Raw genomic sequence first — 24,078 nt, 5'->3', positions numbered from 1 at the left:
TGAAATAACAGTATAACGAGGCACTCCACCCTGCACGCCCTGCCTTGGTGCCCTGTCGGGATGTTTTCCGACAGGGTCATGCGCTTTTATCGGCCAGACTTCACAAGTTTTGCTTACAAATAGCACCGATGACGAAAACCCCCACCGCGATCGACCCCGACGATTTCGAGCGACTGCTGAGCCGCAACATCAAGCTCCCCGTGATCGGCGGTGTATTCGGCGCCGTGGTGTTCGTCGGGCTGATCCTGTTCCTGCTGTCGACCATCGGCTGGGTCGAGCACACCGACCGCGTCACCCGCGCCGCCAGCGAACTTCAGCGCCAGAGCATCGACATGGAAACCGGCATGCGCGGCTTCCTGATCACCAACGACGAGAGCTTCCTGGAGCCCTACCAGAACGCCCTGCCCCGCGTGAAGGCCGATACGGCGATGCTTCGCGAGCTCGTGGCGGACAACCGCCAGCAGGTGGAGCGCGTCGACCGCATCGCAGCCATCCAGGCCAGCTGGAACGACTACGCCTCCGACCTGATCTCGGCGCACCGCAACGGCCAGGACACCCAGATGCAGGTGCGCCTGGGCCGGGGCAAGCGGCTGACCGACAGCATGCGCGCCGAGTTCACCGCGTTCATGGAAACCGAGCAGGCCCTGCGCTTCCAGCGCAACAACGAGGCAAACCGCACCGCCTGGTGGGTGGTCGGCCTGTTCCTGCTGTTCACGCTGGGCTTCACGGGGCTGGTGGCCTACTTCGGACGCAGGCAGCTGGTGCGGCTGTCCGACAGCTACGACGTGGTGCTGCAGGAACAGGCGGGCCATAACGACCGGCTGGCGCACGAGGCCTGGCTGCGCGGCGCGCAGACCGAACTGGTGGGCGACCTGGTGGGCGAGCTCAGCGCGCCGGACATGGGCCGCAAGATCCTGTCCTTCTTCTCGCGCCACCTGGGCGCCTCGGTGGGCGCCATCTACGTGCGCGAGCGCCACGGCCCGCTGCGCCGGGCGGCGAGCTACGGTTTCTCGAGCGCCGCGGAGGCCATGCCGCAGGTCTTCTCACCCACAGAAAGCCTGGTCGGCCAAGCCGCCGCCGAGAACCGGCGCATGCTGATCGACCCGATCGACGCCGAATACCTGAGAGTCAACTCCGGCCTGGGCGAGATGGCGCCGAAGGCGGTGCTGCTGGTGCCGGTGGCCAGCAGCGGCATGGTCAACGGCGTGGTCGAGCTCGGACTGCCTGGCGCGCTGGACGAGCGCGGCAGCCAGCTGGTCGAGATGGTGTCCGACGACATCGGCACCTCGCTGGCGGCGGCGCGCTACCGCGAGCAGTTGCAGGAGGTGCTGGCCGAGACCCAGCAGCTCAACGAGGAGTTGCAGGTGCAGCAGGAAGAGCTGCGCACCGCCAACGAGGAACTGGAAGAACAGTCGCGCGCGCTGCGCGCCTCGCAGGCCATGCTGGAGAACCAGCAGGCCGAGCTGGAGCAGACCAACAGCCAGCTTTCGGAGCGCACCGAGGCGCTCGACCAGCGCAACACCGCGCTGCGCCGCGTGCAGCGCGACCTGGAAGACCGCGCCGACGAACTGCAGCGCGCCAGCCGCTACAAGTCGGAATTCCTCGCCAACATGTCCCACGAGCTGCGCACGCCGCTCAACAGCGCGCTCATCCTCGCCAAGCTGCTGGGCGACAACCCGCAGGGCAACCTGACCAGCGAGCAGGTGAAGTTCGCGGAGTCCATCTATTCGTCGGGCAACGACCTGCTGGTGCTGATCAACGACATCCTCGACATCGCGAAGGTCGAGGCCGGCAAGCTCGAGGTGGTGACCGAGGACGTGCCCCTGGCCCGGCTGGCCCACAGCCTGGAGAGCACCTTCGGCCCGCTGGCCATGCAGAAGAACCTGAAATTCAGGCTCGAACTGCGGCCCGATGCACCGGTCTCGCTGCTCACCGACCGGCAGCGGGTGGAGCAGATCCTGAAGAACCTGCTGTCGAACGCGATCAAGTTCACCGACAGCGGCGAGGTGAAGCTGGTGATCTCGCCGGCGGCGGGCGGCGGCGCGGCCTTCGCGGTGTCCGACTCGGGCATCGGCATCGATCCGCAGCAGCACGAGCTGATCTTCGAAGCGTTCCGCCAGGCCGACGGCACCACCAGCCGGCGCTACGGCGGGACCGGGCTGGGCCTGTCGATCTCGCGCGACCTCACGCAGCTGCTGGGCGGCACGCTCACCGTCGACAGCACGCCGGGCCAGGGCAGCACCTTCGTGCTCGAACTGCCGGCCAGGGCGCCGCAGGCTTCGCCGGACTACCAGCAGCAGCAGAAGCCGCCGGCCGTCTACACGCCCCGCTCCGCGCACTCGCCTGCCGCCCACGCGCAGCCCACGCTGGCGCCCAACCCTCCCGCGCCGGTGCCTGCGCCGCAGTTCGCCGACGACCGCAGCCTGCCGCGCGACCAGGTGCGCCGCGTGCTGGTGATCGAGGACGAGCCGCAGTTCGCGCACATCCTCTACGACCTGGCGCACGAGCTGGGCTACCGCTGCCTGGTGGCGCATGGCGCGGCCGACGGTTTCGAGCTGGCCTCGCAGTTCCTGCCCGACGCGATCCTGCTGGACATGCGCCTGCCCGATAGCACCGGCCTCGACCTGCTGCAGCGGCTGAAGGATTCGCCGCACACCCGGCACATCCCGATCCACGTGGTCTCGGCCGCCGAAAGCGCGCAGGGCGCGGCGCTGCAGATGGGCGCCGTCGGCTATGCGCTGAAACCGGCCACCCGCGACGAGCTGATGAAGGTGTTCGGGAGGCTGGAAGAGAAGCTCACGCAGAAGGTCAAGGTCGTGCTGCTGGTGGAAGACGACGAACTCCAGCGCGAGAGCGTCATCAGGCTGATCGGCGACGACGACATCGAGATCGTCGCCGTCGGCTCCGGCGAGGAGGCGCTGGAGCTGCTGCGCACCCGCGTGTTCGACTGCATGATCACCGACCTGAAGCTGCCCGACATGCAGGGCAGCGAGCTGCTCAAGGCCATGGCGGCGGAGGAGATCGTGTCGTTCCCGCCCGTCATCGTCTACACCGGGCGCAACCTCACGCGCGACGAAGAGACCGAGCTGCAGCGCTACTCGCGCTCGATCATCATCAAGGGCGCCCGCTCGCCGGAACGCCTGCTCGACGAGGTGACGCTCTTCCTGCACAAGGTGGAGGCCGAGCTTTCGAGCGAGCGCCAGGGCATGCTGAAGACGGCACGCGGGCGCGACCGCATCTTCGAGGGCCGCACCCTCCTGCTGGTGGACGACGACGTGCGCAACATCTTCGCGCTGACCAGTGCGCTGGAGCAGCGCGGCGCCATCGTCGAGATCGGCCGCAACGGCCGCGAGGCGCTCGAAAAGCTCGACCAGGTCAGCGAGATCGACCTGGTGCTGATGGACGTGATGATGCCGGAGATGGATGGCCTGGAAGCCACACGGCGCCTGCGCGGCGACCCGCGCTTCGCCCATATGCCGGTGATCGCCATCACCGCCAAGGCCACCAAGGACGACCGCGAGCAATGCCTGGCCGCCGGCGCCAACGACTACCTCGCCAAGCCGGTGGACCTGGAGCGCCTGTTCTCGCTGCTGCGCGTCTGGCTGCCGAAGATGGAGCGGCTGTGACCACGAGCCCGCGCAATCCGAAGAGCGGCAACGGCGCGGCGCCGCTGCCGCCGCTGAGCGACACCGAGATCGAGCTGCGGCTGCTGATGGAGGCGATCTACCTCAAGTACAGCTACGACTTCCGCAACTACACGGTGGCCTCGCAGAAGCGCCGCGTGCTGCACGCGCTCGACCAGCTCGGGCTGCCGAGCATCTCGGCGCTGCAGGAGCGGGTGCTGCGCGATGCGGCCCTCTTCGGCCGGCTTCTGCAGTTCCTGACGATCCCGGTCAGCGAGATGTTCCGCGACCCGTCGTACTTCCTGGCCCTGCGCCAGCACGTGGTGCCTATCCTGCACACCTACCCTTCCGTCAAGGTATGGGTGGCGGGCTGCAGCACGGGCGAGGAAGTGTTCTCGCTGGCCATCCTGCTGCGCGAGGAAGGCCTGCTCGCGCGCACGCAGATCTACGCCACCGACATCAATCCGGCTTCGCTCGAGAAGGCCAGGCAGGGCATCTTCCCGCTGGAGGCCATCCGCGGCTACACCACCAACTACCAGCGCGCGGGCGGGCGCAGCGAGTTCTCCGACTACTACACCGCCGCCTACGAGGCCGCGCGCTTCGACCCCTCGCTGTGCGCCGACGTGATCTTCGCCGACCACAGCCTGGCGACCGACAGCGTGTTCGCCGAGACGCAGCTGGTGTCGTGCCGCAACGTGCTGATCTATTTCAACCGCGAGCTGCAGGACCGGGCGCTGGGCCTGTTCCACGAGTCGCTGTCGCACCGCGGCTTTCTGGGACTGGGCTCGAAGGAGAGCATCGACTTCTCGGGCTACGCCGACCGCTTCGACGCGCATGCGCGCGCCGAGCGCATCTACCGCAAGAAAGCCGCATGACGGGCCAGATGAAACGCCAGCTGCGCTTCCCCATCCGCAAGCGCGTGGACGCCGTGGTGCTTGGCGCCTCGGCCGGCGGCATCGACGCGCTGTGCGTCCTGCTCGAAGACCTGCCGGCCGTCTGGCGCCTGCCGATGGCGGTGGTGCTGCACCTGCCCGAGGAGCACGAGAGCCGCCTGGCCGAGATCTTCGCGCAGCGCCTGCCGATTCCCGTGCACGAGGCCAACGACAAGATGCCGGTTTCGGCCGGCAGCCTGTACTTCGCGCCGCCGGGCTATCACCTGTCGATCGAGCGCGAGCGCACCTTCTCGCTGAGCTGCGAGCCGCCGGTGCTGTTCTCGCGCCCGTCCATCGACCTGCTGATGGGCTCGGCCGCCGATGCCTACGGCCCCGCCCTCGCCGGCTTCCTCCTGACCGGCGCGAACGACGACGGCGCGCAAGGCCTGCACCGCATCCACCTGGCCGGCGGGCTCACCGCCGTGCAGGAACCCGGGGAAGCCCAGACTCCCACCATGCCCCAGGCCGCCATCGCGCGCCATATCCCCGACTACGTGCTGCCCCTGCGCGAACTGCGCAACCTGCTGCTCCAACTGGAAGCCGTCCATGAACATTGACATCGAAAGCAAGCTGCTGCTCGTGGACGACCTGCCCGAAAACCTGCTGGCGCTGGAGGCGCTGATCCGCGCGCCCGGCCGCATCGCCTACCGCGCCGGTTCGGCCGACGCCGCGCTGGCGCTGCTGCTGGAGCACGAATTCGCGCTCGCCATCGTCGACGTGCAGATGCCCGGCATGAACGGCTTCGAGCTGGCCGAGCTGATGCGCGGCACCGAGCGCACGCGGCACATCCCCATCATCTTCGTGAGCGCCGCGGGTCGCGAGCTGAACTACGCCTTCCAGGGCTACGAGAGCGGCGCGGTCGACTTCCTGCACAAGCCGCTGGACCCGCACGCGGTGGTCAGCAAGGTGAACGTGTTCGTCGACCTCTACCAGCACCGCAAGGCGCTGCGCCACGAAATGGATTCGCTCGCTGCCGCCCACAAAAAGCAGGAAGAACTGGTGCAGCAGTTGCAGCAGACGCAGCACGACCTGGAGCGCGCGGTGCGCATGCGCGACGATTTCATGTCGATGGTGTCGCACGAGCTGCGCACGCCGCTGAACACCCTCTACCTCGAGGCGCAGCTGCGGCGGCTGCATCTGGCGAAGGGCAATCTCGCCAGCTTCTCGCCCGAGCGCCTGCCCGCGATGATCGAGCGCGACCAGCGGCAGATCCGCAACATGGTGCGGCTGATCGACGACATGCTCGACGTCACGCGCATGCGGCGCGACGCGCTGTCCATCAAGCCCCAGCCGACCGATCTGGCGGCGCTCGCGCACGCGGTGGTGGAAAACCTGCGCCAGCAGGCCGAAGCCGCGGGCGCGGCCATCACGCTCTCGGCGCCGGCCGAACTGCGCGGCGCATGGGACGAGTTCCGCATCGAGCAGGTGCTGACCAACCTGCTGACCAACGCGCTGCGCTACGGCGGCGGCAAGCCGGTCGAGATGGTCGTTCAGCAGCTGGGCAACACGGCCCAGGTGAGCGTGCGCGACCAGGGCATCGGCATCGCGCCCGAGGACCAGGCCCGCATCTTCGAGCAGTTCGAGCGCACCGACGACAGCCGCAAGCACGCGGCCGGACTGGGCCTCGGGCTCTTCATCACCCGCAAGATCGTGGACCTGCACGGCGGGCGCATCGGCGTGGAAAGCGCGCCGGGCGAAGGGTCGCGTTTCACGGTCGAGCTGCCGCTGCAGGCGCCCGCCATACTTCCCAATCAATCTGACGCCCAACCTGACGGAAAGAAGAACCCCCAGTGAACGTGCTGATCGTCGACGACAACCAGGCCTCGGCCGACCTGCTGCAGGAGCTGCTGAGCCTGCACGACCACACCGCGCAATGCACCTACACGGCACGCCAGGCGCTGGACGCGGCCGCCGCCGGGAGCTTCGACGCGGCGCTGATCGACCTCAGCCTGCCCGACCTGCCCGGCGCCGAGGTGGCGCGGCGGCTGCGCGAGAGCACCGGCGAAGGCACGCCGAAGCTGCTGGTCGCCATCTCGGGCTTCTCCGCGCAGGACGCGGGCGGCCGCTCGGCCGAGGGGCTCTTCGACCATCACCTGCAGAAGCCGGTCGACATCGAGAAGCTGGGGCAAATCCTGGCATCGGCTGGCTAGGCGCGATCGGTCTTCCCCGCTGCACCTTTCTTGCTCTTGCGGGGGCTGCGCATGGCTTCGTAGCGATACACGCGGAAGCCGTCGCGCTGCATGAAGCTGACCGGCTCCCAGCCGCGCGCCAATGCGCAGTCGGTGATCTGCGCCATCTGCACGCCGAGGTAGTCCTGCAGGCTGTCGGCCACCGCGAGCTCGAACTTCTTGAGATCGCGGTCCAGCGACTCCACCGCCGCGACGGCGGCATCGACGCTGGTGAAGGGCCGCACATGGGTCACGCACTTGTTGCGCGCGGGGGCGTGTGCCTGCTCAGGCGGGTCGGCGCTGAAGTTGACGCTGGCGCCGCCCTCCATGCCGTTGAGGCCGCCGATGGCGCTCATGCTGGCCATGCTGCTCATTGCTGTGTTCATGTCATGAACCCCATGTCGCGCGGGTAGCTGATGCCGCTCGGCGCGGTGATGTTGTTGAAATTCTTCAGGTTCGGCAGGATGCCGTTGAGGCCTTGATCAGGCACGCCGAACCACTTGGCCAGCGTCGCCGCGTACTGGTCGACCGAAGTGGTGGGCAGCAGCCGGCCCTGGCCGACGTGCCACTGGTCGTCGTCGGCCGATGTGTTGCCCACGCTCACCGGCGGCGGCGTGCCGTAGAAGGCCTTGCCTTTCACCGCGCCGCCCACCACGAAGTGATGGCTGCCCCAGCCGTGGTCGGAACCGTTGCCGTTGCTCGAGAGCGTGCGGCCGAAGTCGGAGGCGGTGAAGGCGGTCACCTTGTCGGAGACGCCGAGAGTTTCCATCTGCCGCTGGAAGGCGGTCATGGCCTCGGACAGACGCTGCATCAACGGCCCCTGTTTGGTGTCGAGGTCGTCGTGCAGGTCGTAGCCACCCATGGAGACGAAGAACACCTGGCGTTTCACGCCCAGCGAGGTGCGCCCACGGATCAGGCGCGCCACCATCTTGAACTGGTCTGCCAGATTGTTGCCGGTCGGGAAGTTGCCGTTCAGGTCGTTGGCCTGAATGGCGGCGGTGATCTTGCCTTCGGCCTCGACGGCGCGCAGCGTGACCTTGTTGTATTCGTTCTCCAGCGTGTGGCTGCGCCCCTGCTGCGCCAGCTGCTGCATGGCCGCCTTGACGGCCGACGAGCCGTAGACGCTGCCGGTGGCCGGGCTCACGCTGTTGATGCGCACCGCACCGCCCGTGCCGACCTGGTACTGCAGCGCCTCGTCGCCCGAGAGGAAAACCGCGTTGCCCGCCACCGAGATGCAGGTGAACAGCGATGCGTTGCGCTGCCCGCTCAGCATCAGGTCGCCGAGGTTGCCGCCCCAGCCGATGGTCGAGCCCTCGGGCGACGACGACTGCCAGATCGACTGCTGGTCGTTGTGCGAGAACAGCTTGGGCGGGATCGGGAAGTCCCTGCGGTTCGTGCCGTTGAACTGTGCGCGCGTGAGCGGCTTGACGAGCGGGCCTACGTTGAGCTGCACGGCCATCTTGCCTTCGTCGAACAGCGTGGTGAGCCTGGTCATTGCCGGGTTCAGCGCGTACTTGCGGCCGTTGGCGAGCGAGACGGCGGGCTTGAGTTCGGTGGCCGCGAGCGCCGCGTCGGAAGGCAGCGCGATGGCGCCACGGATGGCGCTGTACTTGGCGTAGCTGTCCGTGTCGTAGTTGACGAGCGTGTTGGCGTAGTCGTTGCCGCCGAAGAGGAAGACGCAGACCAGCGCCTTGTAGTCGTCGCCCGGCGCGGCCTGGGCGGCGGCCTCGCCCATGGCGGCGAGGTTGAGCGCGAACGGCAGCGCGGTGCCGGTCATCGCGAGTTGGCCCGAGCGGCGCAGGAAGGCGCGGCGCGTGTGGCGGGCAGGATCGATCAGGTGCATGTTCGGTTCGCTCCGGCTTCTTTCTTCTTCATTTCTGCACGAGGTATTCGGGCGAGCCCATCACCAGCAGCACGCCGGCGCAGATGAGGTCGAGCCTTCGGGCGTCGGTGGAGGGGTTCGCCAGCGGCGCCTTGCTCAGGGCGTCGGTGATCAGCGCGACCGTGGCGGCCGAGAGCTGGTTGCCGGTGAGCAGCAGGTTGAGCCGGCGCACCAGCGCGGCGGGGTCGTTCACCAGCGCCTTCTCGGCCGTATAGGTGGCGATCACGTCCTTGTTGTCGAAGCCGTTCTGCAGCCTGCCTTGCAGGAAGTTGAGATAGCCGCCCACGCTGGTCTCGTTGACCAGCTGGAACTCGGGCGCGACCATCTTGTTGCTGGCGATGGCGGTCGAGGGCGGCACGTAGCCGGGCCGGAAGAAATTGAACACCGAGGGCGAGCGCAGCGGGCACTGGCCCAGGCTCGAACTGGGGTCGGAGGTATTGCCGATGTTCCAGTTGTCCGATGTGCAGCCGATGCCGAAGGTACGGCCCCATTGCACGAACCGCAGCATGGGCTCGCGCAGGTGGCCGAAGTTCGGATCGGAAAGGCCCGCGGGACCGCGCGCCTCGTCGTCGAGCAGCACTGCGGCGAACACGCTCTTCATGTCGCCGCGCACGCCCGCGCCGTTGTTGGCGAAGATGTCGGCCACGCGCTTCACGTAGGCGGGGCTCGGGTTGCTCGTGACCAGCCGCTGGATCAGCTGCCGGCCGATGAAAGGCCCGACGTTCGGATGGTTGAAGAGCGTGTCGAGCGCGATCTTCAGCGCCGCCGGACCGTCCGTGCCCGCAGGCACCGTGGCGCCCAGGAAGCGCGCCTCCAGCATCGAGTGGTTGGAGGCCTTGTAGGCCATGGGACGCGTGGTCCACGCGTTGGTCTCGATGGTGTAGCTGGCTCCGGGCGGAGTGAAGGCGTTGCGCTCGGACGAGCGGATGTCGAGGTCGTAGCCGGTGAAGACGCGCGCCAGATTGGTCACGTCGTTCTGCACGTAGGTCTCGATGGGCTGGCCGTCGGCGCCGGTCCTCACCGTGCCGTCGCCCTCGAGCTGGTAGAGGCCGATGGTCATGAGCTGCATGACCTCGCGCGCGTAGTTCTCGTCGGGCTGGCGGCCGGAGTTGTCTTCCTTCCTGTTGCCGCGGGTGTTGAGATAGAAGCCCATTGCGGGGTTGAGCGTCACGTCTTCCAGCAGCTGGCGGAAGTTGCCCGTGACGCCGTTGGCGAGCATGTCCCAGTACTGGGCCATCATGGCCGTGGGCCAGCTCGAGCCGATCTCCGTGCCCGAGACCACGAAGATCTCGCTGAGCGCCAGTGCCATGCGCTTGCGCACCGGGTCGGCGGCCGTCATGAGCTGGCGCCAGATCATGGCGTCGGTCTCGACGTCTGCGTACTCCTTGCTGTTGACCCACTCCCAGGCCGAAGGCTGTCGCGCCGCGCTGAGCTGCTCGCTGAGCCACGGCAGGTAGCCTTTGGCGCGCACGGCGGCGATCTCGTCGTCGGAAGCCGAGAACTGGGCCTGCAGCAGGAAGCGCGCGGCTTCGGCGTCGTTCTGCGCCTGGGGGTAGTGATACGGACCGGTGTCGGGCGTGGTGCCCGGGTTGGCGCCGGGCGTGCCGCCGCCGATCGGGAAGCCAAGGCCCCCGGCGCCGCTCCCACCCCCTCCTCCGCCGCCGCCGCATGCGGCCAGCGCCGCCGAAATGGAAAACGCGGCTGCCGCCTTCAGCGAGCGGGAGCCGTCGGGCGCCGCCTCGTTTTCATGGGTGGCCGCCGTCTCCGCGACGTACACCACCTCGTCGGCCGGTCTTGTGTGCTCGGCCTCCAGCTGTTCCAACATGATCCTCGCTCCTGCGGCGTATCGACGCCTGTTGGAGCGTTAAAGGCAAGCGGCATGCCCTCCAAAAAACAGCAACGCAAGTGTCCAGGACGGGCCAAGTCACCACAAAAATGTGTGCTGATGTGACTTTTTAGTCACTCCTTGAAACAAAATTGGCATGCCAGAGGGCATGCCAATGCTTCAGAAAACATTCAGGTGACAGTGTCAGTCGCGCTCGTCGTCCCAGTCGTTCGGCGGGCGGTAGGGATAGCCGGGCCCGTAGTAGATGCGGCCGGGCGGCGGCGTGTAGATGGGTGCCGGGCGGTAGTACACCGGAGGAGGCGGCGGCCGGTAGTAGACCGGCGGCGGCGGCGCGTAGTAGATGGGTGCCGGATAGCTGTAGACCGGTGGCGGCGCGTAGTACGGCGCCGGGTAGCCGCCGGCCACGTAGCCGGGGGTGCCGATCTGCACCGACCAGCTTCCGCGCGCGTTCGCGGCTCCCGCCGCCAGCAGCGCGCCGGCGATGACGGCACCGATGGCCGCCAGCTTGAAAACAGAAGATCGAGATTTGAAGTTCACAGTGGCTCCAGGCCTGGGGCGGACAGCGCCCGAGTGGATACGCAACGCCCGACGCGTGCTCGCGGTGCACCCGATTGCATGCGGGCATGGTAGCCAAACGTCACCGCTGCGGGCGGTGCGCGGCCGCATCAGCGCGCAATTTCGCGCCGCGACAGCATCACGTCGCCGCTGCTCGTGTTGAAGGCGATGGTCGGCGCACTGAAATCGCTGAGCGGCGCGCCCAGGCCGATCTCTCCACGGCCGTGCAGCACGCACTCCTCGCGCCGCAAGGCGATCTCGGTGCTGGGGCCGTCGTTGCCGTGGAAACGCACCCAGGTGCCGTAGGTGCTGACGTCGATCAGCACGCAGCTGCCCTGGCGCAACTCGATGCGTGCATGCAGGCGCGAGACGCGCGGGTCGTTGACGACGAACTGGGCGTCGTCGACGCGGCCGAGGTGGATCGGCAGCTCCTCCGTGCGGAACATCGAGCGCACGTCGAGCCATGCGAGTTCGATCTGGCCGAACGAGGAATCGGGCATGCGCAGCGGGGCCAGCGCCGCGGGCACGGTGAGGAACGAGGTCACGTCCTCCTGCCAGTCGATCCGGTGGACGACCGACATCTCGCTGCGCCCGCGGATGTTGATGAGGCCGAGGTCGCGGTGCTGCACCGAACCTTCGCGCAACTGGGAGATGACCGCGGCAGTCACCCAGATCTGGCCTGGGCCGGCCAGGTCGCTCAGACGCGAGGCGAGGTTGACGGCATCGCCGTAGCAATCGCCCTCGACTTCCACCACCTCACCGCTGGCCACGCCGATCTGCAATGCCATGCGCAGGGGCGCGGGCCACGCGAGCAGCCGCTTCTGGTGATAGCGCTGCAGCTCGATGACCGCATGCGTGGCCGCGGCACCGCTGGTGAAGATGGCGAACACGCCGTCGCCGAGCGACTTCACCACGCGGCCGCCGTGCGCCTGGCACACGCCGCCGATCCATTGCGTCAGACGGGTCACTGTCTCCGTGGCCCGCGCATTTCCCATGGCCTCGAAGACCCTCGTGCTCCCCGTCAAGTCCGCGAATACGACTGTGGAATTGACACCCATACTTTTTGCTCTTCTCGATTTCTACCGATGGTTGTAATTGCCCGGGGCCCTTCGCACTTCCATGTCCATGCGGCCGGCGCTGCGTACGCGCGCCCGCTCACACACGGAATATGCAGCTTGCGTGCCCCTTTTGTTGTCTTCCCGGGTATACGCCGCTGCCGACAGGGCGAATGCAGACAGAGTCATTCATCGGCTTGTAGTACTTTGGAAAACAAAATTCAATGACTAGTGAAAACGATAAGTAAAGCGTGTTGTTTGCAAACAAGAAACAACGTTTCAGATCTTGTGGAATGGTTAACTCAGGCTTAAGGTAGCGGCCGTTCTCGGTTCCGGCAACACACTTCCCGTCCCATGCTCTTTCGCCGTCTTCTCCGTCTGCTGAACGTACCCGGCTCCGGATCCCGTCAAGCGACGGAGAACCAGTTGGGGCGCATCCGTACCGCGATGCTGTCGGCGCTCCAGGGCCATGGCGGTCATTCCGTGCAGCGCGTCAGCCAGCGCGTGCGCTTTGCCGCCGACGTCGAAGCTCTCTGGTACCTGCGGCAGGACGTGATGATCGCGCTGAGCGCCATCGACGGAGAAACCGCCGCGCGCCGCCAGATGAAAGCCATCAACAGCATGTTCAAGGGCGGATTGCCCGGCTCGATGGGGCCGCGCGCGCATCAACGCTTCACCAAAAACAACTGAAACTGCAACGGCCCCTCGGGGCCGTTCTGATTTTTAACGTTCTATTTCTCTTTGTGTCCGGATCAATGGGCGTGATGATGGTCATGTCCATGGTGGTCGTCATGACCATGTGCATGCCTGTGGCCCCAAACGAGAAAAATATCACGCCCTTCCGCAGCCATCGACACCTTCGCACCCACGGGCAATAACACCTTCGTCTGCACGTGCCCGAACGGCAGGCCCGCGAGCACGGGCACCTTGAGCGTTGCGCGCAGCCGGTCGATCACGGTGTTGAGGCCGAATCCGCGGTCGTAGCCCGGCACCGGCCGGATGCCGGTGAACTGCCCGAACACGATGGCACGCTGGCGCGCCAGCACGCCGGCCATCTTCAGCTGGTCGAGCATGCGTTCGACGCGGTACGGGTGCTCGTTCACGTCTTCGATGAAGAGCACGCCCTTCTCCACCATCGGGAAGTACGGCGTGCCGAGCAGGCTGGTCAGCACGCACAGATTGCCGCCCCACAACGTGGCGTCCTGCACGGGCTTGAACTTCAGATCGACATCGCGCGCCGGCATGCGCCAGCCCGTGCCTTCGCCCTGCCCTGTGAGCAGGTCGTCGAAGCAGGCTTCCATGATGTCGTCGGGACCGGCCTCTGCACCGAAGTCCTCGCCGACGGCGGGGCCCGACCAGGTCACCGCGCCGGTCTTGGCCAGCAGCGCGTTCTGCAGCGCGGTGAAGTCGCTGCAGCCGACGAACTCCGTGCCCTTCTCGATCGCCTTCGTGAGCGCCTTGTACGGAACCGCATCGAGGATGCGCGTGAGCCCGTAGCCGCCGCGTGCTATGAGCGCCACGTCCGCGCCGCTGGCCGCGGCACGCGAGATCGCGGCGAGCCGCGTGGCATCGTCGCCCGCGAAGCGCTGGTGCACCGACAGCGCCGCGTCGTCGACTTCGACTTCATGACCCAGCGCTCTGAGCCGCTTCACGCCGCGCCGGAAAGCGGCTTTGTCCCGGACCGCGCTGGAGGGAGAGTAGATATAGATGTGTTTGGTCACGCGTTCGAGTATCCCATTGCGTTTCGCACTTGCAGAACGACCGTTCGGGCCTGCTCCGGCGTCGGCCCCGAGGAAGTGGCAAGAGGCCCCAGTGCGCGCAGCGCTGCTTCGTATCCCCGGTCGGGAAAAGGCGCGCGCCATGCGTCCTTGATGTGCTCGTGCCCATCCGGCGCGACCAGTGCCGCCGCGAACCGACCGGGCGCTGCCGCCTGCAGCAGCACGGCGAGTTCGGAAGCGGCCTCGCTATGCACGAGCGCCACCGACTCGACTCCCACCCGCGCCATCCATTCGAGCAGCACGTGGCGATGCCATTGCAGGCTATGCGCCGCCTCGCGCTTGGGCTTGTCGCTCCTGCCGAAGCCGATCAGGTCGGGCACCAGCGTGCGCAGCCCCGGCAGGCCCACGAGATGCCTGAAGAAGTAGCCCCATTCGCCGGGACCGTGCAGGCAAAGGCAACAGGCCGCATCCTCCGCACCTTCATCGACGTAGTGCATGCGCCAGCCCTGCAAGCTCGGCAGGTCCTGCACGTAATGCGGCGCGAAGTCATAGCCGACCAAGGCCTCGAACCGCTCGGGCGATGTGCGCAGTGCGTCGTCGCGCAAGGGCTCGGCAGTCGCGCGCGCAGCGTTCCGGCGCCGCTGGAAAAAAGCCTGCAAGACCGCGCTGCACTCCTGCGCCAGCACACCGCCCTGCACCACCGTGCGATGGTTAAGCCGTGGCTCCGCGAAGAGATCGAGCACCGAGCCGGCCGCACCGGTCTTCGGATCGGACGCGCCGTACACCACGCGCGCGAGGCGCGAATGCAGCATCGCCCCCGAACACATCGCGCACGGTTCGAGCGTGACGAACAGCTCGCAGCCGTCGAGCCGGTAGTTGCCGAGCGCGAGGGCTCCCGCACGCAGCGCGTTGATCTCGGCATGCGCACTCGGATCGTTCTGCGCGACCGGCGTGTTGCGCCCCGTCGCGACCAGGCGGCCGTCCTTCACCAGCACCGCGCCCACCGGCACCTCGCCCGCTTCGGCGGCAAGCCGCGCCTCGGCGAGCGCGAGCGCCATCCAGTGCGCGTCGTCGTGCACGTCCGGCAAGGGAGTCGCCTCAGTTGTCATCGGGCATCTGGCGTGTCTTGACCGCGGCGTCCAGCGCCTCCTTGACCTGCTGCTGCACCTGCTGCGGATTCATTCGCGCATCGCCCGCGGCGGGTGCCGCAACCCCAGGCACGGACGGTTGTGCGGAAGAGGCCATGCTGCTCATCTGCTTCTTCGCGACCAGCCCGACGATCGCCAGCACGAGCACGAGGCCGATCAGGCCCAGTCCGCGCATCTCAGCCGCCCTCCGCCACGGGAGCCTCGGCGGCCATGCCCAGGCGGCCCATCCACACGGCGAGCGCCCGCTCGTCCGGCGTGCCAGCGCTGTAGACCGCGTGCATCGCGGCATGCGATTCGCGGCGGTGCTGGTTGAGCTTGATCTTGCATTGCAGGGCAGTCACGCGCAGCTCGAAGCCCACGATGCCGGCCAGCATCTTGAGCTGGAACTCCTCGCCCAGGTCGCGCCACTGCTGCGCGTAGGCGGGCTCGTGGTCGTGAATGAGCTTCTTGAGCAGCGCGTCCTTGTCGGCGGGCTCCTCGATCAGCCGTGCCTCGACGGTGCAATGCACCGCCAGGTAGTTCCAGGTCGGCACGCGGGCCAGGTCGGGGTAGACGGAGGGAGAGAGGTACGAATGCGGCCCGAGAAAGGTGGCCACCGCCCGGGACCTGGCCTGCAGGTAGCGCCAGTGCGGATTCGGCTTGGCGCAATGGCCCCACAGCACCAGTTCGTCGCCCGCGCGCTGCTCGGCGACCAGCGGCAGGTGCGTGACGTACGGCAGCCCGTCGTCGTCGTTCGAGATCAGGCTCGCGAAGGGATGCGAGCGCATCAGCTCCAGCGCGATGGCCGGGTCCTTCGCATTGAACTGCGGGGGCATGTACATGGGGCGGTTTCCTCGTGGCGCCTCGTGGCGAGGCCCCATTCTCCCCGAGCCGCCTACTTTGCGCGCGGTGTCTCCAGCAGCTTCGCCATCGCGGTGTAGCCGCGCGCCTTCGCCAGCTGCAGCGGCGTGTTGCCCTGGCGGTCCGTCAGCCTGATGTCGGCGCCGGCGTCGACCAGCGCGGACAGCGTCCGCTGGTGGCGCGGGCCGCCGTCGCCGAGCACGATGGATTCGATCACCGCCGTCCAGTGCAGGTTGTTGACGTGGTCCAGCGGCGCGCCGGCTGCAATAAGCCTGCGCACCACCTCATCGTGCCCGAGATGCGCGGCCGCGATGAGCGCCGTGCCGTCGTACCGGCTCGTGGTCTGCCCGGCCTTGGCGCCGAGCGAGAGCAGCACCGAGAGCGTCGCGGCATCGTCGGCCACCGCGGCGATGGTGACGGCGTCGTAGCGGTCGTCTTCGAGCAGGTCGAGGTCGGCGCCGGCCTTGGCCAGCAGCTTGATCGCCTCGCGCTGGCGGGCGAAGGTGGCAACGTGCAGCGGCGTGCGCCCGCGCGTGTCGCGTGCATTGAGATTCGCCCCCGAGGCGATCAGCGCCTTCAGCTTCTGCGCATCGCCATGCCAGGCGGCCTGGTGCAGCCCGTCGAAGGCCAGCACCTCGGCCGCCAGCGGCGGCACCTGGGCGAGCGCACCGAGCGGCACGCCCAGCCCGAGCGCGACCGCCAGCAGGCCCGGCCAGATACCGCGCGCCATCATCAGAGGGAACCCTTGACCTTCTCGAGCGCCGCGTTGGCGCACTGGTCGTCGAGATGGCCGCCGGGCGCGCCGCCCACGCCGACCGCGCCGATCACTTCATTGCCCGACTTGACCGGCACGCCGCCGCCCAGCAGCAGGAAGCCCGGCAGGTACACCAGGTTGGCGGCGCCCGGGTTCTTCTGCGCGCCTTCCATCATGGACTGCGTGGGGCTCTTGGCCGAAGCCGAAGTCCAGGCCTTGCGCTCGCTCGACGCCAGCGTGTGCGGGCCGGCGTTGTCGGCGCGCTGCACGGCACGCACGGTGCCGGCGCGGTCGACCACGGTGGCGGCCACGTTGTAGCCGTTGGCGGCGCAGGCGGCCACGGCTTCGGCGGCGATCTGGTTGGCCAGGGCGAGCGAGATGTTCTTCTCGGTGCGCACGGCCGGCGCGGGCGCCTGGGCCTGGGCCTGCACTTGGGCGACTGAGGCTGCGAGCAGGACGGCGACGCCGCCGAGGCGGATGATGGATTGCATTGTTCGTTATCTCCAGTGGATTCGGGTTGTTGCGCCGGCTGTTGCCGACGGCTGCGCCACTGTAGAAAACGCCGCCCGCGCGTGCCATTCGTACGGCTACGCCCGGCGCTCCGTAGTTCTACGGAGCGCCCTCCCCGTCCACCAGCACCGCATAGCGCCGGATCAGCTGCGCCAGCGAATCGCAGCCGAGCTTGGCGAACAGGTTGGCGCGGTGCGTCTCGACCGTGCGCGGCGACAGCGCGAGCGTGCGCGCGATCTCCTTGTTGGTGAGCCCCTGCACGATGAAGGTCAGCACCTCGCGCTCGCGCTCCGACAGCTGCGCCACCCGCTCGCGCGCGGCGTTGTCGGCCTGCGAACGCTCGCGCGAGCGCACGTGCTGGCGCACCGCCTGCTGCAATGCCTCGAGCAGCTGCTCATCGTCCACCGGCTTTTCGAGGAACTCGGCCGCGCCGGCCTTGAAGGCGCGGCGGCACATCTCGACCGTGCCGTGGCCCGTCAGCATGATCACCGGCTGGTCCACGCCCTGCGCCACCAGCCGGTCGAGCACGGTGAGCCCGCTGATGCCGGGCATGCGCACGTCCAGCACGATGGCGCCGACGCTCGCACGGTCGAACCCGTCGATGAAAGCCTGCGGATCGGCCCAGGCCTGCACGCGCAGCCCGACCGTGCCGATCAGCAGCGAGAGGCCGTCGCGCACCGCCTGGTCGTCGTCGATCAGGTGGACCAGCGGGGACTGCGGCGGATGGGTGTTCGAGGTGTTCACGGCGATGGTGCGACGAGTGGCAGCAGCAGCGTGAAACGCGCGCCGCGCGGCGAGACGTTGGCGGCGCTCAGGCTGCCGCCCATGCCGCCGGCCAGCGTCTCGCTGAGGCTAAGGCCGAGGCCCAGCCCGCCCTCGCGTGTGCTGAAGAAAGGTTCGAAGAGGCGCGGCAGGGCTTCGGGGGCGATGCCGCGTCCGTTGTCCGTCACGGTCAGCACGCCCTCCTGCCCATTGCGGCCGACGGACACCACGAGGCGCCGCTCGGCCGCCGGCACGAGCTCCAGCGCCTGCAGCGCGTTCATCAGCAGGTTGTGCACGATCTGTTCCAGCGCCACCGCCTCGGCCTGCACGCGCACCGGCGCCTGGGCCGTGGCATCGAACTGCGCGGCGACGTCGTGCTTCGCGAACTCGGGCGCCAGCAGGTGCATGGCGCTGCGCACCACCTCCTGCAGCACCAGTGGCCTGGTATCGCCGCCGGCCTCGGGCCGCTCTATCACGCGGCGCAGGCGCCCCACCACGCCGGCCGCGCGCCGGGCCTGCTCGACGGCCTGCCCCATGGCGTCGCGTGCGGTGGCCAGGTCGGGCGGCTCTTCGTCGAGCAACCGGCGGGCGGCCTGGGCGTTGGCGAGCACCGCCGTCAGCGGCTGGTTGAGTTCGTGCGCGAGGCCTGCGGACAGTTCTCCGAGCGCATTGAGCCGCGCGACCTGACCGAGCCGCAGCAGCTCCTCGGCCCGCCGCCGCGCCACGCGCTGGCGCTGCGCGGCCCACAGGCCTGCCACCAACACCGCCATCGCCAGGGCCCAGCCGGCGATGGCACGCCATGGCAGCTCTCCCCATCCCACCTGCCGCTCGGCCACCAGATCGAAGGGCTGGCTCGGCGAGGCCAGCGCCTTGCTCAGGGCGAAACGCCATCCGCTCTCCGGGCTCGCGGACAGGGCGCCGGGTTGCAGCACCAGTTGCTGGCCGTCGCGCTGCAGGCTCAACCGTACCGGGCTGCGCTGCGGATTCATCGGCCAGTCGCGCCACGGCACGGAGCCTGCAAGGTCGATGTCGAGCGCATAGCTGAAGGGCGTGGCGCCGATCACCAGCGTGTAGCGGCCACGGGCCAGATCGAGCGTGGCCAGATCGGCGCGCTGAAGGCTGCGCGAACGCGCCTCGGCGGCTTCCAGTGCGCCGGCGCGGGCGCTGTCGGGCCACGGCTGGTCGCGGTCGCGCCGCTGCACGCGCAGGATCGATGAATAGACGGAAGGCAGGCGCTGCTCGGGATGTTCCGCGCCCGTACTGGGCTCCAGCAGCGCGAGCGTAGCCAGCACGGCGTCGTACTGCACCATCTGCTGGCTCATGAGGCGGTGCGCGATGCGCACGTCGGTCTCGAAGTCCTGCTGCATCTGCGCGAGCTCGGCGCGTGCGATCCACACAGCGCCCACGGCGGTAAGGGCAAGCCATGCCAGCCACCAACCACCTTGCGCGCGCAACCACTGTTTCATGGCGCGGATTGTGCCCGGCGCGGCGAAGCCATTCGCCTGGCCGAAAATGCGGAACCAGCCATGGCCGACGTACAGGACTCCCTCTTTCCCGATCTTCCGCGCCCCGAGGACGCTCCTTCGGCCGCGCCGCCGCCCGCCGAGCCAGCCGCGAAGAAGAAGCCGCGCGCCGCCACGGTCGAGCCCGCGCCCAGCGATCCGGAACTGGTCGAGCTGGCGGCTGCGCTGCCGCCCAACCTGCGCCTCGGCACCTCATCGTGGAGCTACCCCGGCTGGGCCAACCTGGTCTGGGACGGCGAATACGCCGAGACAGTGCTCTCGAAGAACGGTCTCTCGGCGCTCGCGAAGCATCCGCTGTTCCGCACCGTGAGCGTGGACCGCAACTTCTACCGCGCCCTCACCGCCAGCCAGTACGCACGCTACGCGGGCATGGTGCCCGACGACTTCCGCTTCATGGTGAAGGCGCCGAGCCTGGTGACCGACGCGACGGTGCGCGACGAAAGCGGCCGCGGCATGCAGGCCAACCCGGTGTTCCTCAGCAGCGAGATCGCGCGGCAGGAATTCGTGCTGCCCGCGCTCGAAGGGCTGGGCCATCGCATCGGCGTGCTGGTGTTCCAGCTGAGCCCGATTCCGGGGCACATCCTGGCCGACCAGCCCGCGCTGCTGGCGCGCATCGCGGCGATGCTCGAATCGCTGCCCGACATCTCGTCGACCGCGCCGGACGCCGTGATCGCCGTCGAAGTGCGCGACCCGCAACTGCTGAACCCCGCCTTCGCCGAAATGCTGCGCAGCGTGGGCGCCACCTTCTGCATGGGCCTGCACGCGAAGATGCCGCCGATCGAGGACCAGCTTCCGATGCTGCGTGCCATGTGGCCCGGTCCGCTGGTGTGCCGCTGGAACCTGCACCGGCGCCACGGCCGTTTCGGGTACGAAGACGCCGAAAAGCTCTACGGCCCCTTCGACAAGATCGTCGACCCGGATCCGGAAACGCGCGCCGCGCTCGCCAAGGTGATTGCCGGCACCACCCGCGCGGGCCAGAACGCCTTCGTCACCGTGAGCAACAACGCCGAAGGCTGCGCGCCGCTGACGATCGCGCAGCTGGCGCGGGACATCCTGGCCATCGCGCCGCGCTAGCCGATGTTGTGCTTCGCGGCGACCGTCATCTCCACCTCGACGGTCGCGTTCTTCGGCAGCGCGTAGACGCCGACCGCCGTGCGCACGTGCACGCCGGCCTCGCCGAAAACGCGGTGCAGCAGGTCGGAAGCGGCGTCGGCCACCTCGCTGTGCTGCGTGAAATCGGCCGTGCACTGCACGAACACGCCGACGCGCAGGACCTTCTCCACCGCCTCGAGCGAGCCGAGCGCGCGCCGCAGCAGCGCGAGGCTGCGCAATGCGCAGATCTGTGCGCCCTCGCGCGCCTTGTCGAGCGACACCGCATCGCCCACGCGACCGGTGACAACCACCGTGGTACCCACGCGCGGCACCTGGCCGCTCAGGTAGATCGTGCGGCCGTCGCGCACCAGCGGCACGTAATGGCCACCGGCAATGATCTCGCCGTCGAAGCTGTGGCCCAGCTCGGCGGCAATCTGGTCTGCGATCTGGTCCCGGGTCATTTCTGCTGTCATGTCGATTCCGTGAAAGGGAGTGCCATTGTCATCAGCGCGTGCGAGACGAAACAGATACAGAAGGCGTCGATGCGAGGCAGAACAGAGCGCAGGGCTCCATCTTTTCAGGCCGCATCGGGCCAACGGCCCAGCACTTCGTGCACGCCCTCGCCCACATGGCTGTCGATCAGCACCAAAGAGCCAGCCGACCACCGGACCGGTGCTTCGAGCGCATGCCTCTCGAGCTTGCGCCGTGCGTAGGCCAGCGTCATGTGCGGCGTGAAAGAGCGCGCGGGCTTCAGGCCCGCATCGGCGAGCGCCTCGCCCAGGCGCTGCCTGAAGGCCTTGAGCGCGGAGGTGCCCTCCTCGTCGTCGGAGCACAGCGCGAGCGCGCCCTTGGCGAAGCTCATCGCCTTCTCGAAGACGATGTCGAACGCGGGAGGCGGCACCGAGGCGGCTGCCTTCGTGACCAACGAGACTTTGTCGGCCGGCACCTCTGCGTACTCGCCCAGATCGAAGAGCGTGACGTGCAGGCGATGCGCCGCTACCAATGTTCCTTTCAGTGCGTGCTGCGAATTCATGCGCTCGCCCAGCGCGGCGATCGAAGCGGCATCCTGCGGGCCCGGAAGAATTGCGAAGAAGAGAGAGTGCTCCGGCGCCGGAGCCTTGCTGCTGCGCGCTTTGCTCCGAGGGCGTGGCAAGGGTTTGGGCGGAGGCTCGATACCGGGAAGAAGAAGCTGATCTGACATGCCTCGATCATCGCCCATGGCATGCGCCCTTCATCTGCTCTTCAGCAAGCGACAAGCACTCCTTCAGGCTGCGTTTCGAGAATCGTCTCACGCTGGTGGCACTGCGGCAGTCGATGCACGGAAGCCACCTGTCGATCGATCTCAATCAACCATCCATCCAGGAACTTCATCTTGACGAAAACGCAAGCCTGCACCGTCCTCGCAGCAGCCATTCTGCTAGGTACCGTCTCCATGACTGCGAGCGCCGCCGGCCAGAACCAGGACTCCGGCATCTATGTAGGCGGCGCCATCGGCCGTTCGAGCTACAGCCTCTCGTCCTCCAACCGCGTGCCCGTGCCATGGGGCGGCGAGAAGAGCAGCAAGAGCGCAACGGCCTACAAGCTGTACGGCGGGTATCGCTTCACCGAAACCTTTGGCGTCGAAGCCGGCTATGCACGCCTTGGCCGCGTGAGCCAGTGGAGTTCGAACGGCGCCTATTCACGACTGCAGTCCGGCACCGGCCAGGTCTTCTACGCGGCCGCCACCGCCCGGCTGCCGCTGGGCGAATCCTTCGCGCTCAACGGGCGCCTGGGCATCGCGCGCGGGCGCGTCTCCGGCGACAACAACTGGGTGCTGCCCAACCAGCGCATCTCGGGCAGCTCGACCGGCATGATGGCCGGCTTCGGCGCCGAGTACCGCATGACGCAGAACCTGTCGGTCGCCGCGGACTACGACTACTTCGGCAAGCTGTCGAAGCAGGCGAAGGGCGGGATCTTTACGGTGGGTTTGAAGGCGAGCTTCTGAAAGTCCGCTTCTTCCGAGGCCTGATCGACGCGGCCCTGCATCAGCGCAGCCGCGTTGCGTCGTTCGTCACTCCCACTCGATCGTCGCCGGCGGCTTGCTCGACACGTCGTAGGTCACGCGATTGATGCCGCGCACCTCGTTGATGATGCGGCCCGACACCTTCTTCAGCAGCGCGTACGGCAGCTCGGCCCAGTCGGCGGTCATGAAATCGCTGGTCTGCACGGCGCGCAGTGCGACCACGTAGTCGTAGGTGCGGCCGTCGCCCATCACGCCCACGCTCTTGACGGGCAGGAATACGGTGAAGGCCTGGCTGGTGAGGTCGTACCAGGTCTTGCCGGTGGCTTCGTCGGTGAAGTTGCGCAGCTCCTCGATGAAGATCGCGTCGGCGCGGCGCAGCAGGTCGGCGTATTCCTTCTTCACTTCGCCGAGGATGCGCACGCCCAGGCCGGGACCGGGGAACGGGTGGCGATACACCATTTCGGGCGGCAGGCCGAGGGCCACGCCCAGTTCGCGCACTTCGTCCTTGAACAGGTCGCGCAGCGGCTCCAGCAGCTTGAGACCGAGCTGTTCGGGCAGGCCGCCCACGTTGTGGTGGCTCTTGATGGTGACGGCCTTCTTGCTCTTGGCGCCGCCCGACTCGATGACGTCGGGGTAGATGGTGCCCTGCGCCAGGAAGGTCGCGCCCTTGTGTCCACCACCGCCCGCCTTGAGCTTCGCGGCTTCCTGCTTGAACACGGTGACGAACTCGCCGCCGATGATCTTGCGCTTGGCTTCCGGGTCGCTCACGCCCGCGAGCTTGCCGAGGAAGAGATCGCTGGCGTCGACGCGGATCACCTTCGCGTGCAGCTTGCCCTCGAACATCTCCATGACCATGTCGCCCTCGTTCAGCCGCAGCAGGCCGTGGTCGACGAACACGCAGGTCAGCTGGTCGCCGATGGCGCGGTGGATGAGCGCGGCGGCCACGCTCGAATCGACACCGCCCGAGAGGCCCAGGATGACTTCTTCATCGCCCACCTGCTCGCGGATCTTCTCGACGGCTTCGGCGATGTGGTCGCGCATGACCCAGTCGGGCTTGGCGCCGCAGATGCCGAGCACGAAGCGATCGATGATCGCCTTGCCCTGCACGGTGTGCGTCACTTCGGGGTGAAACTGCAGCGCGTAGTAACGGCGCGCCTCGTCGGCCATGCCGGCGATGGGGCAGCTGTCGGTACTGGCCATGAGCTTGAAGCCCGGCGGCAGTTCGGTGACCTTGTCACCGTGGCTCATCCACACGTTGAGCATGCCGTGGCCCTCGGGCGTGGTGAAGTCGGCGATGTCCTTCAGCAGCGCGGTGTGGCCGTGGGCGCGCACCGCCGCGAAGCCGAACTCGCGCTTGTGGCCGCCCTCGACCTTGCCGCCGAGCTGGTGCGCCATGGTCTGCATGCCGTAGCAGATGCCGAGCACGGGCACGCCCAGGTCGAACACGGCCTGCGGGGCCTTGTCGGTGGTTTCCTCGTACACGCTGGCGTGGCTGCCGGAGAGGATCACGCCCTTGAGGTGGCCGTCGGCGGCGTACTCGCGCACCCATTCGTCGGTGACGTCGCAGGGATGCACTTCGCTCAGCACATGGGCTTCGCGCACGCGGCGTGCGATGAGCTGCGTGACCTGCGAGCCGAAGTCGAGGATGAGGATCTTGTCGTGTTGCAT

The 24,078-nt window shown here is 67.9% G+C and carries 24 protein-coding genes; 8 read left to right on the top strand and 16 right to left on the bottom strand.

All coding sequences use genetic code 11. The features are described 5' to 3' along the window. The first annotated feature begins 128 nt into the window (after positions 1–128). From EJP67_RS03870 to EJP67_RS03850, 5 genes are read left to right on the top strand one after another with little or no spacing between them, the layout of a single operon-like run. A complete protein-coding gene (locus EJP67_RS03870; protein ID WP_126019599.1) occupies positions 129–3,626 on the top strand; it encodes a response regulator in 3,498 nt (1,165 codons plus the stop codon). Then, the gene (locus EJP67_RS03865; protein WP_276312230.1) at positions 3,623–4,498 is read left to right on the top strand and encodes a CheR family methyltransferase; all 876 of its coding nucleotides are present in this window, start codon (positions 3,623–3,625) and stop codon (positions 4,496–4,498) included. The genes EJP67_RS03870 and EJP67_RS03865 overlap by 4 nt, the downstream gene beginning before the upstream one ends. Next, positions 4,495–5,112: a chemotaxis protein CheB gene (locus EJP67_RS03860; RefSeq protein ID WP_240650480.1), complete on the top strand. Its 618-nt coding sequence runs from the start codon at positions 4,495–4,497 to the stop codon at positions 5,110–5,112. Before EJP67_RS03865 ends, EJP67_RS03860 begins: the two co-directional genes overlap by 4 nt. Next, a complete protein-coding gene (locus EJP67_RS03855; RefSeq protein ID WP_126019597.1) occupies positions 5,102–6,349 on the top strand; it encodes a hybrid sensor histidine kinase/response regulator in 1,248 nt (415 codons plus the stop codon). The genes EJP67_RS03860 and EJP67_RS03855 overlap by 11 nt, the downstream gene beginning before the upstream one ends. Further along, complete coding sequence (locus tag EJP67_RS03850; protein ID WP_126019594.1) at positions 6,346–6,705, top strand: response regulator; 360 nt, start codon at positions 6,346–6,348, stop codon at positions 6,703–6,705. Before EJP67_RS03855 ends, EJP67_RS03850 begins: the two co-directional genes overlap by 4 nt. On the opposite strand, the gene EJP67_RS03845 is transcribed toward EJP67_RS03850, so the two are convergent. The 5 genes from EJP67_RS03845 to EJP67_RS03825 all read right to left on the bottom strand — a co-directional run bounded on the left by EJP67_RS03845 (position 6,702) and on the right by EJP67_RS03825 (position 12,064). Beyond that, a complete protein-coding gene (locus EJP67_RS03845) occupies positions 6,702–7,097 on the bottom strand; it encodes a hypothetical protein (protein WP_126020398.1) in 396 nt (131 codons plus the stop codon). The genes EJP67_RS03850 and EJP67_RS03845 overlap by 4 nt on opposite strands. An 8-nt stretch (positions 7,098–7,105) precedes the next feature. Further along, the gene (locus tag EJP67_RS03840) at positions 7,106–8,566 is read right to left on the bottom strand and encodes a DUF1501 domain-containing protein (protein ID WP_126019592.1); all 1,461 of its coding nucleotides are present in this window, start codon (positions 8,564–8,566) and stop codon (positions 7,106–7,108) included. Positions 8,567–8,594: 28 nt separating this feature from the next. Then, positions 8,595–10,430, bottom strand: coding sequence for a DUF1800 domain-containing protein (locus EJP67_RS03835; protein ID WP_126019590.1), 1,836 nt, complete (start codon positions 10,428–10,430; stop codon positions 8,595–8,597). 204 nt (positions 10,431–10,634) lie between these two features. Continuing rightward, positions 10,635–10,988, bottom strand: a complete 354-nt coding sequence (locus EJP67_RS03830) for a hypothetical protein (protein ID WP_126019588.1) — start codon at positions 10,986–10,988, stop codon at positions 10,635–10,637. A 128-nt stretch (positions 10,989–11,116) separates the two neighbouring features. Next, positions 11,117–12,064 (bottom strand): adenylate/guanylate cyclase domain-containing protein, encoded by a 948-nt coding sequence (locus EJP67_RS03825; protein WP_126019586.1) that lies wholly within the window; start codon positions 12,062–12,064, stop codon positions 11,117–11,119. Positions 12,065–12,415: 351 nt separating this feature from the next. Here EJP67_RS03825 and EJP67_RS03820 point away from each other — a divergent pair, with 351 nt between their 5' ends. Then, positions 12,416–12,751 carry a hypothetical protein gene (locus EJP67_RS03820; protein WP_126019584.1) on the top strand — a complete coding sequence of 112 codons (336 nt, stop codon included), beginning with the start codon at positions 12,416–12,418 and terminating at the stop codon, positions 12,749–12,751. A 62-nt stretch (positions 12,752–12,813) separates the two neighbouring features. On the opposite strand, the gene EJP67_RS03815 is transcribed toward EJP67_RS03820, so the two are convergent. The 8 genes from EJP67_RS03815 to EJP67_RS03780 form a co-directional block, all read right to left on the bottom strand. After that, positions 12,814–13,782: an LD-carboxypeptidase gene (locus EJP67_RS03815; RefSeq protein WP_126019582.1), complete on the bottom strand. Its 969-nt coding sequence runs from the start codon at positions 13,780–13,782 to the stop codon at positions 12,814–12,816. Further along, the gene (gene tadA / locus EJP67_RS03810; RefSeq protein WP_126019580.1) at positions 13,779–14,888 is read right to left on the bottom strand and encodes a tRNA adenosine(34) deaminase TadA; all 1,110 of its coding nucleotides are present in this window, start codon (positions 14,886–14,888) and stop codon (positions 13,779–13,781) included. Before tadA ends, EJP67_RS03815 begins: the two co-directional genes overlap by 4 nt. Beyond that, complete coding sequence (locus EJP67_RS03805; RefSeq protein ID WP_126019577.1) at positions 14,878–15,102, bottom strand: hypothetical protein; 225 nt, start codon at positions 15,100–15,102, stop codon at positions 14,878–14,880. Before EJP67_RS03805 ends, tadA begins: the two co-directional genes overlap by 11 nt. 1 nt (position 15,103) lies before the next feature. Then, a complete protein-coding gene (locus EJP67_RS03800; protein WP_126019575.1) occupies positions 15,104–15,748 on the bottom strand; it encodes an FMN-binding negative transcriptional regulator in 645 nt (214 codons plus the stop codon). A gap of 53 nt (positions 15,749–15,801) precedes the next feature. Next, positions 15,802–16,500: an ankyrin repeat domain-containing protein gene (locus EJP67_RS03795; protein WP_126019573.1), complete on the bottom strand. Its 699-nt coding sequence runs from the start codon at positions 16,498–16,500 to the stop codon at positions 15,802–15,804. Then, complete coding sequence (locus EJP67_RS03790) at positions 16,500–17,012, bottom strand: GlcG/HbpS family heme-binding protein (RefSeq protein WP_126019571.1); 513 nt, start codon at positions 17,010–17,012, stop codon at positions 16,500–16,502. Before EJP67_RS03790 ends, EJP67_RS03795 begins: the two co-directional genes overlap by 1 nt. A gap of 118 nt (positions 17,013–17,130) precedes the next feature. Further along, positions 17,131–17,775: a response regulator transcription factor gene (locus tag EJP67_RS03785; RefSeq protein ID WP_126019569.1), complete on the bottom strand. Its 645-nt coding sequence runs from the start codon at positions 17,773–17,775 to the stop codon at positions 17,131–17,133. Then, entirely contained in the window at positions 17,772–19,259 is a 1,488-nt protein-coding gene (locus EJP67_RS03780) for a sensor histidine kinase (protein ID WP_126019567.1), read from the bottom strand. Before EJP67_RS03780 ends, EJP67_RS03785 begins: the two co-directional genes overlap by 4 nt. Before the next feature lie 60 nt (positions 19,260–19,319). On the opposite strand from EJP67_RS03780, the gene EJP67_RS03775 reads away from it, so the two are divergent. Continuing rightward, positions 19,320–20,390 carry a DUF72 domain-containing protein gene (locus EJP67_RS03775; RefSeq protein WP_126019565.1) on the top strand — a complete coding sequence of 357 codons (1,071 nt, stop codon included), beginning with the start codon at positions 19,320–19,322 and terminating at the stop codon, positions 20,388–20,390. Here EJP67_RS03775 and EJP67_RS03770 read toward each other — a convergent pair. Both EJP67_RS03770 and EJP67_RS03765 read right to left on the bottom strand, forming a co-directional pair. Further along, a complete protein-coding gene (locus EJP67_RS03770; protein ID WP_126019563.1) occupies positions 20,387–20,881 on the bottom strand; it encodes a RidA family protein in 495 nt (164 codons plus the stop codon). The two genes, EJP67_RS03775 and EJP67_RS03770, sit on opposite strands and share 4 nt — an antisense overlap. Before the next feature lie 104 nt (positions 20,882–20,985). Further along, complete coding sequence (locus EJP67_RS03765) at positions 20,986–21,441, bottom strand: 2'-5' RNA ligase family protein (protein ID WP_240650479.1); 456 nt, start codon at positions 21,439–21,441, stop codon at positions 20,986–20,988. Between the two features lie 339 nt (positions 21,442–21,780). Between EJP67_RS03765 and EJP67_RS03760 the strand changes: the two genes are divergently transcribed. After that, positions 21,781–22,392 (top strand): porin family protein, encoded by a 612-nt coding sequence (locus tag EJP67_RS03760; RefSeq protein ID WP_165909541.1) that lies wholly within the window; start codon positions 21,781–21,783, stop codon positions 22,390–22,392. Positions 22,393–22,458: 66 nt separating this feature from the next. Here the strand turns inward: EJP67_RS03760 and guaA are convergent, their stop codons facing one another. Next, positions 22,459–24,078 carry a glutamine-hydrolyzing GMP synthase gene (guaA, locus tag EJP67_RS03755; protein WP_126019557.1) on the bottom strand — a complete coding sequence of 540 codons (1,620 nt, stop codon included), beginning with the start codon at positions 24,076–24,078 and terminating at the stop codon, positions 22,459–22,461.

This window comes from Variovorax guangxiensis (assembly GCF_003952165.1).
In the GTDB taxonomy this organism is placed as follows: domain Bacteria; phylum Pseudomonadota; class Gammaproteobacteria; order Burkholderiales; family Burkholderiaceae_C; genus Variovorax; species Variovorax guangxiensis.
The sequence above is the reverse complement of the archived record's forward strand: the minus strand, read 5'-3'. Positions and strand labels throughout refer to the sequence as shown.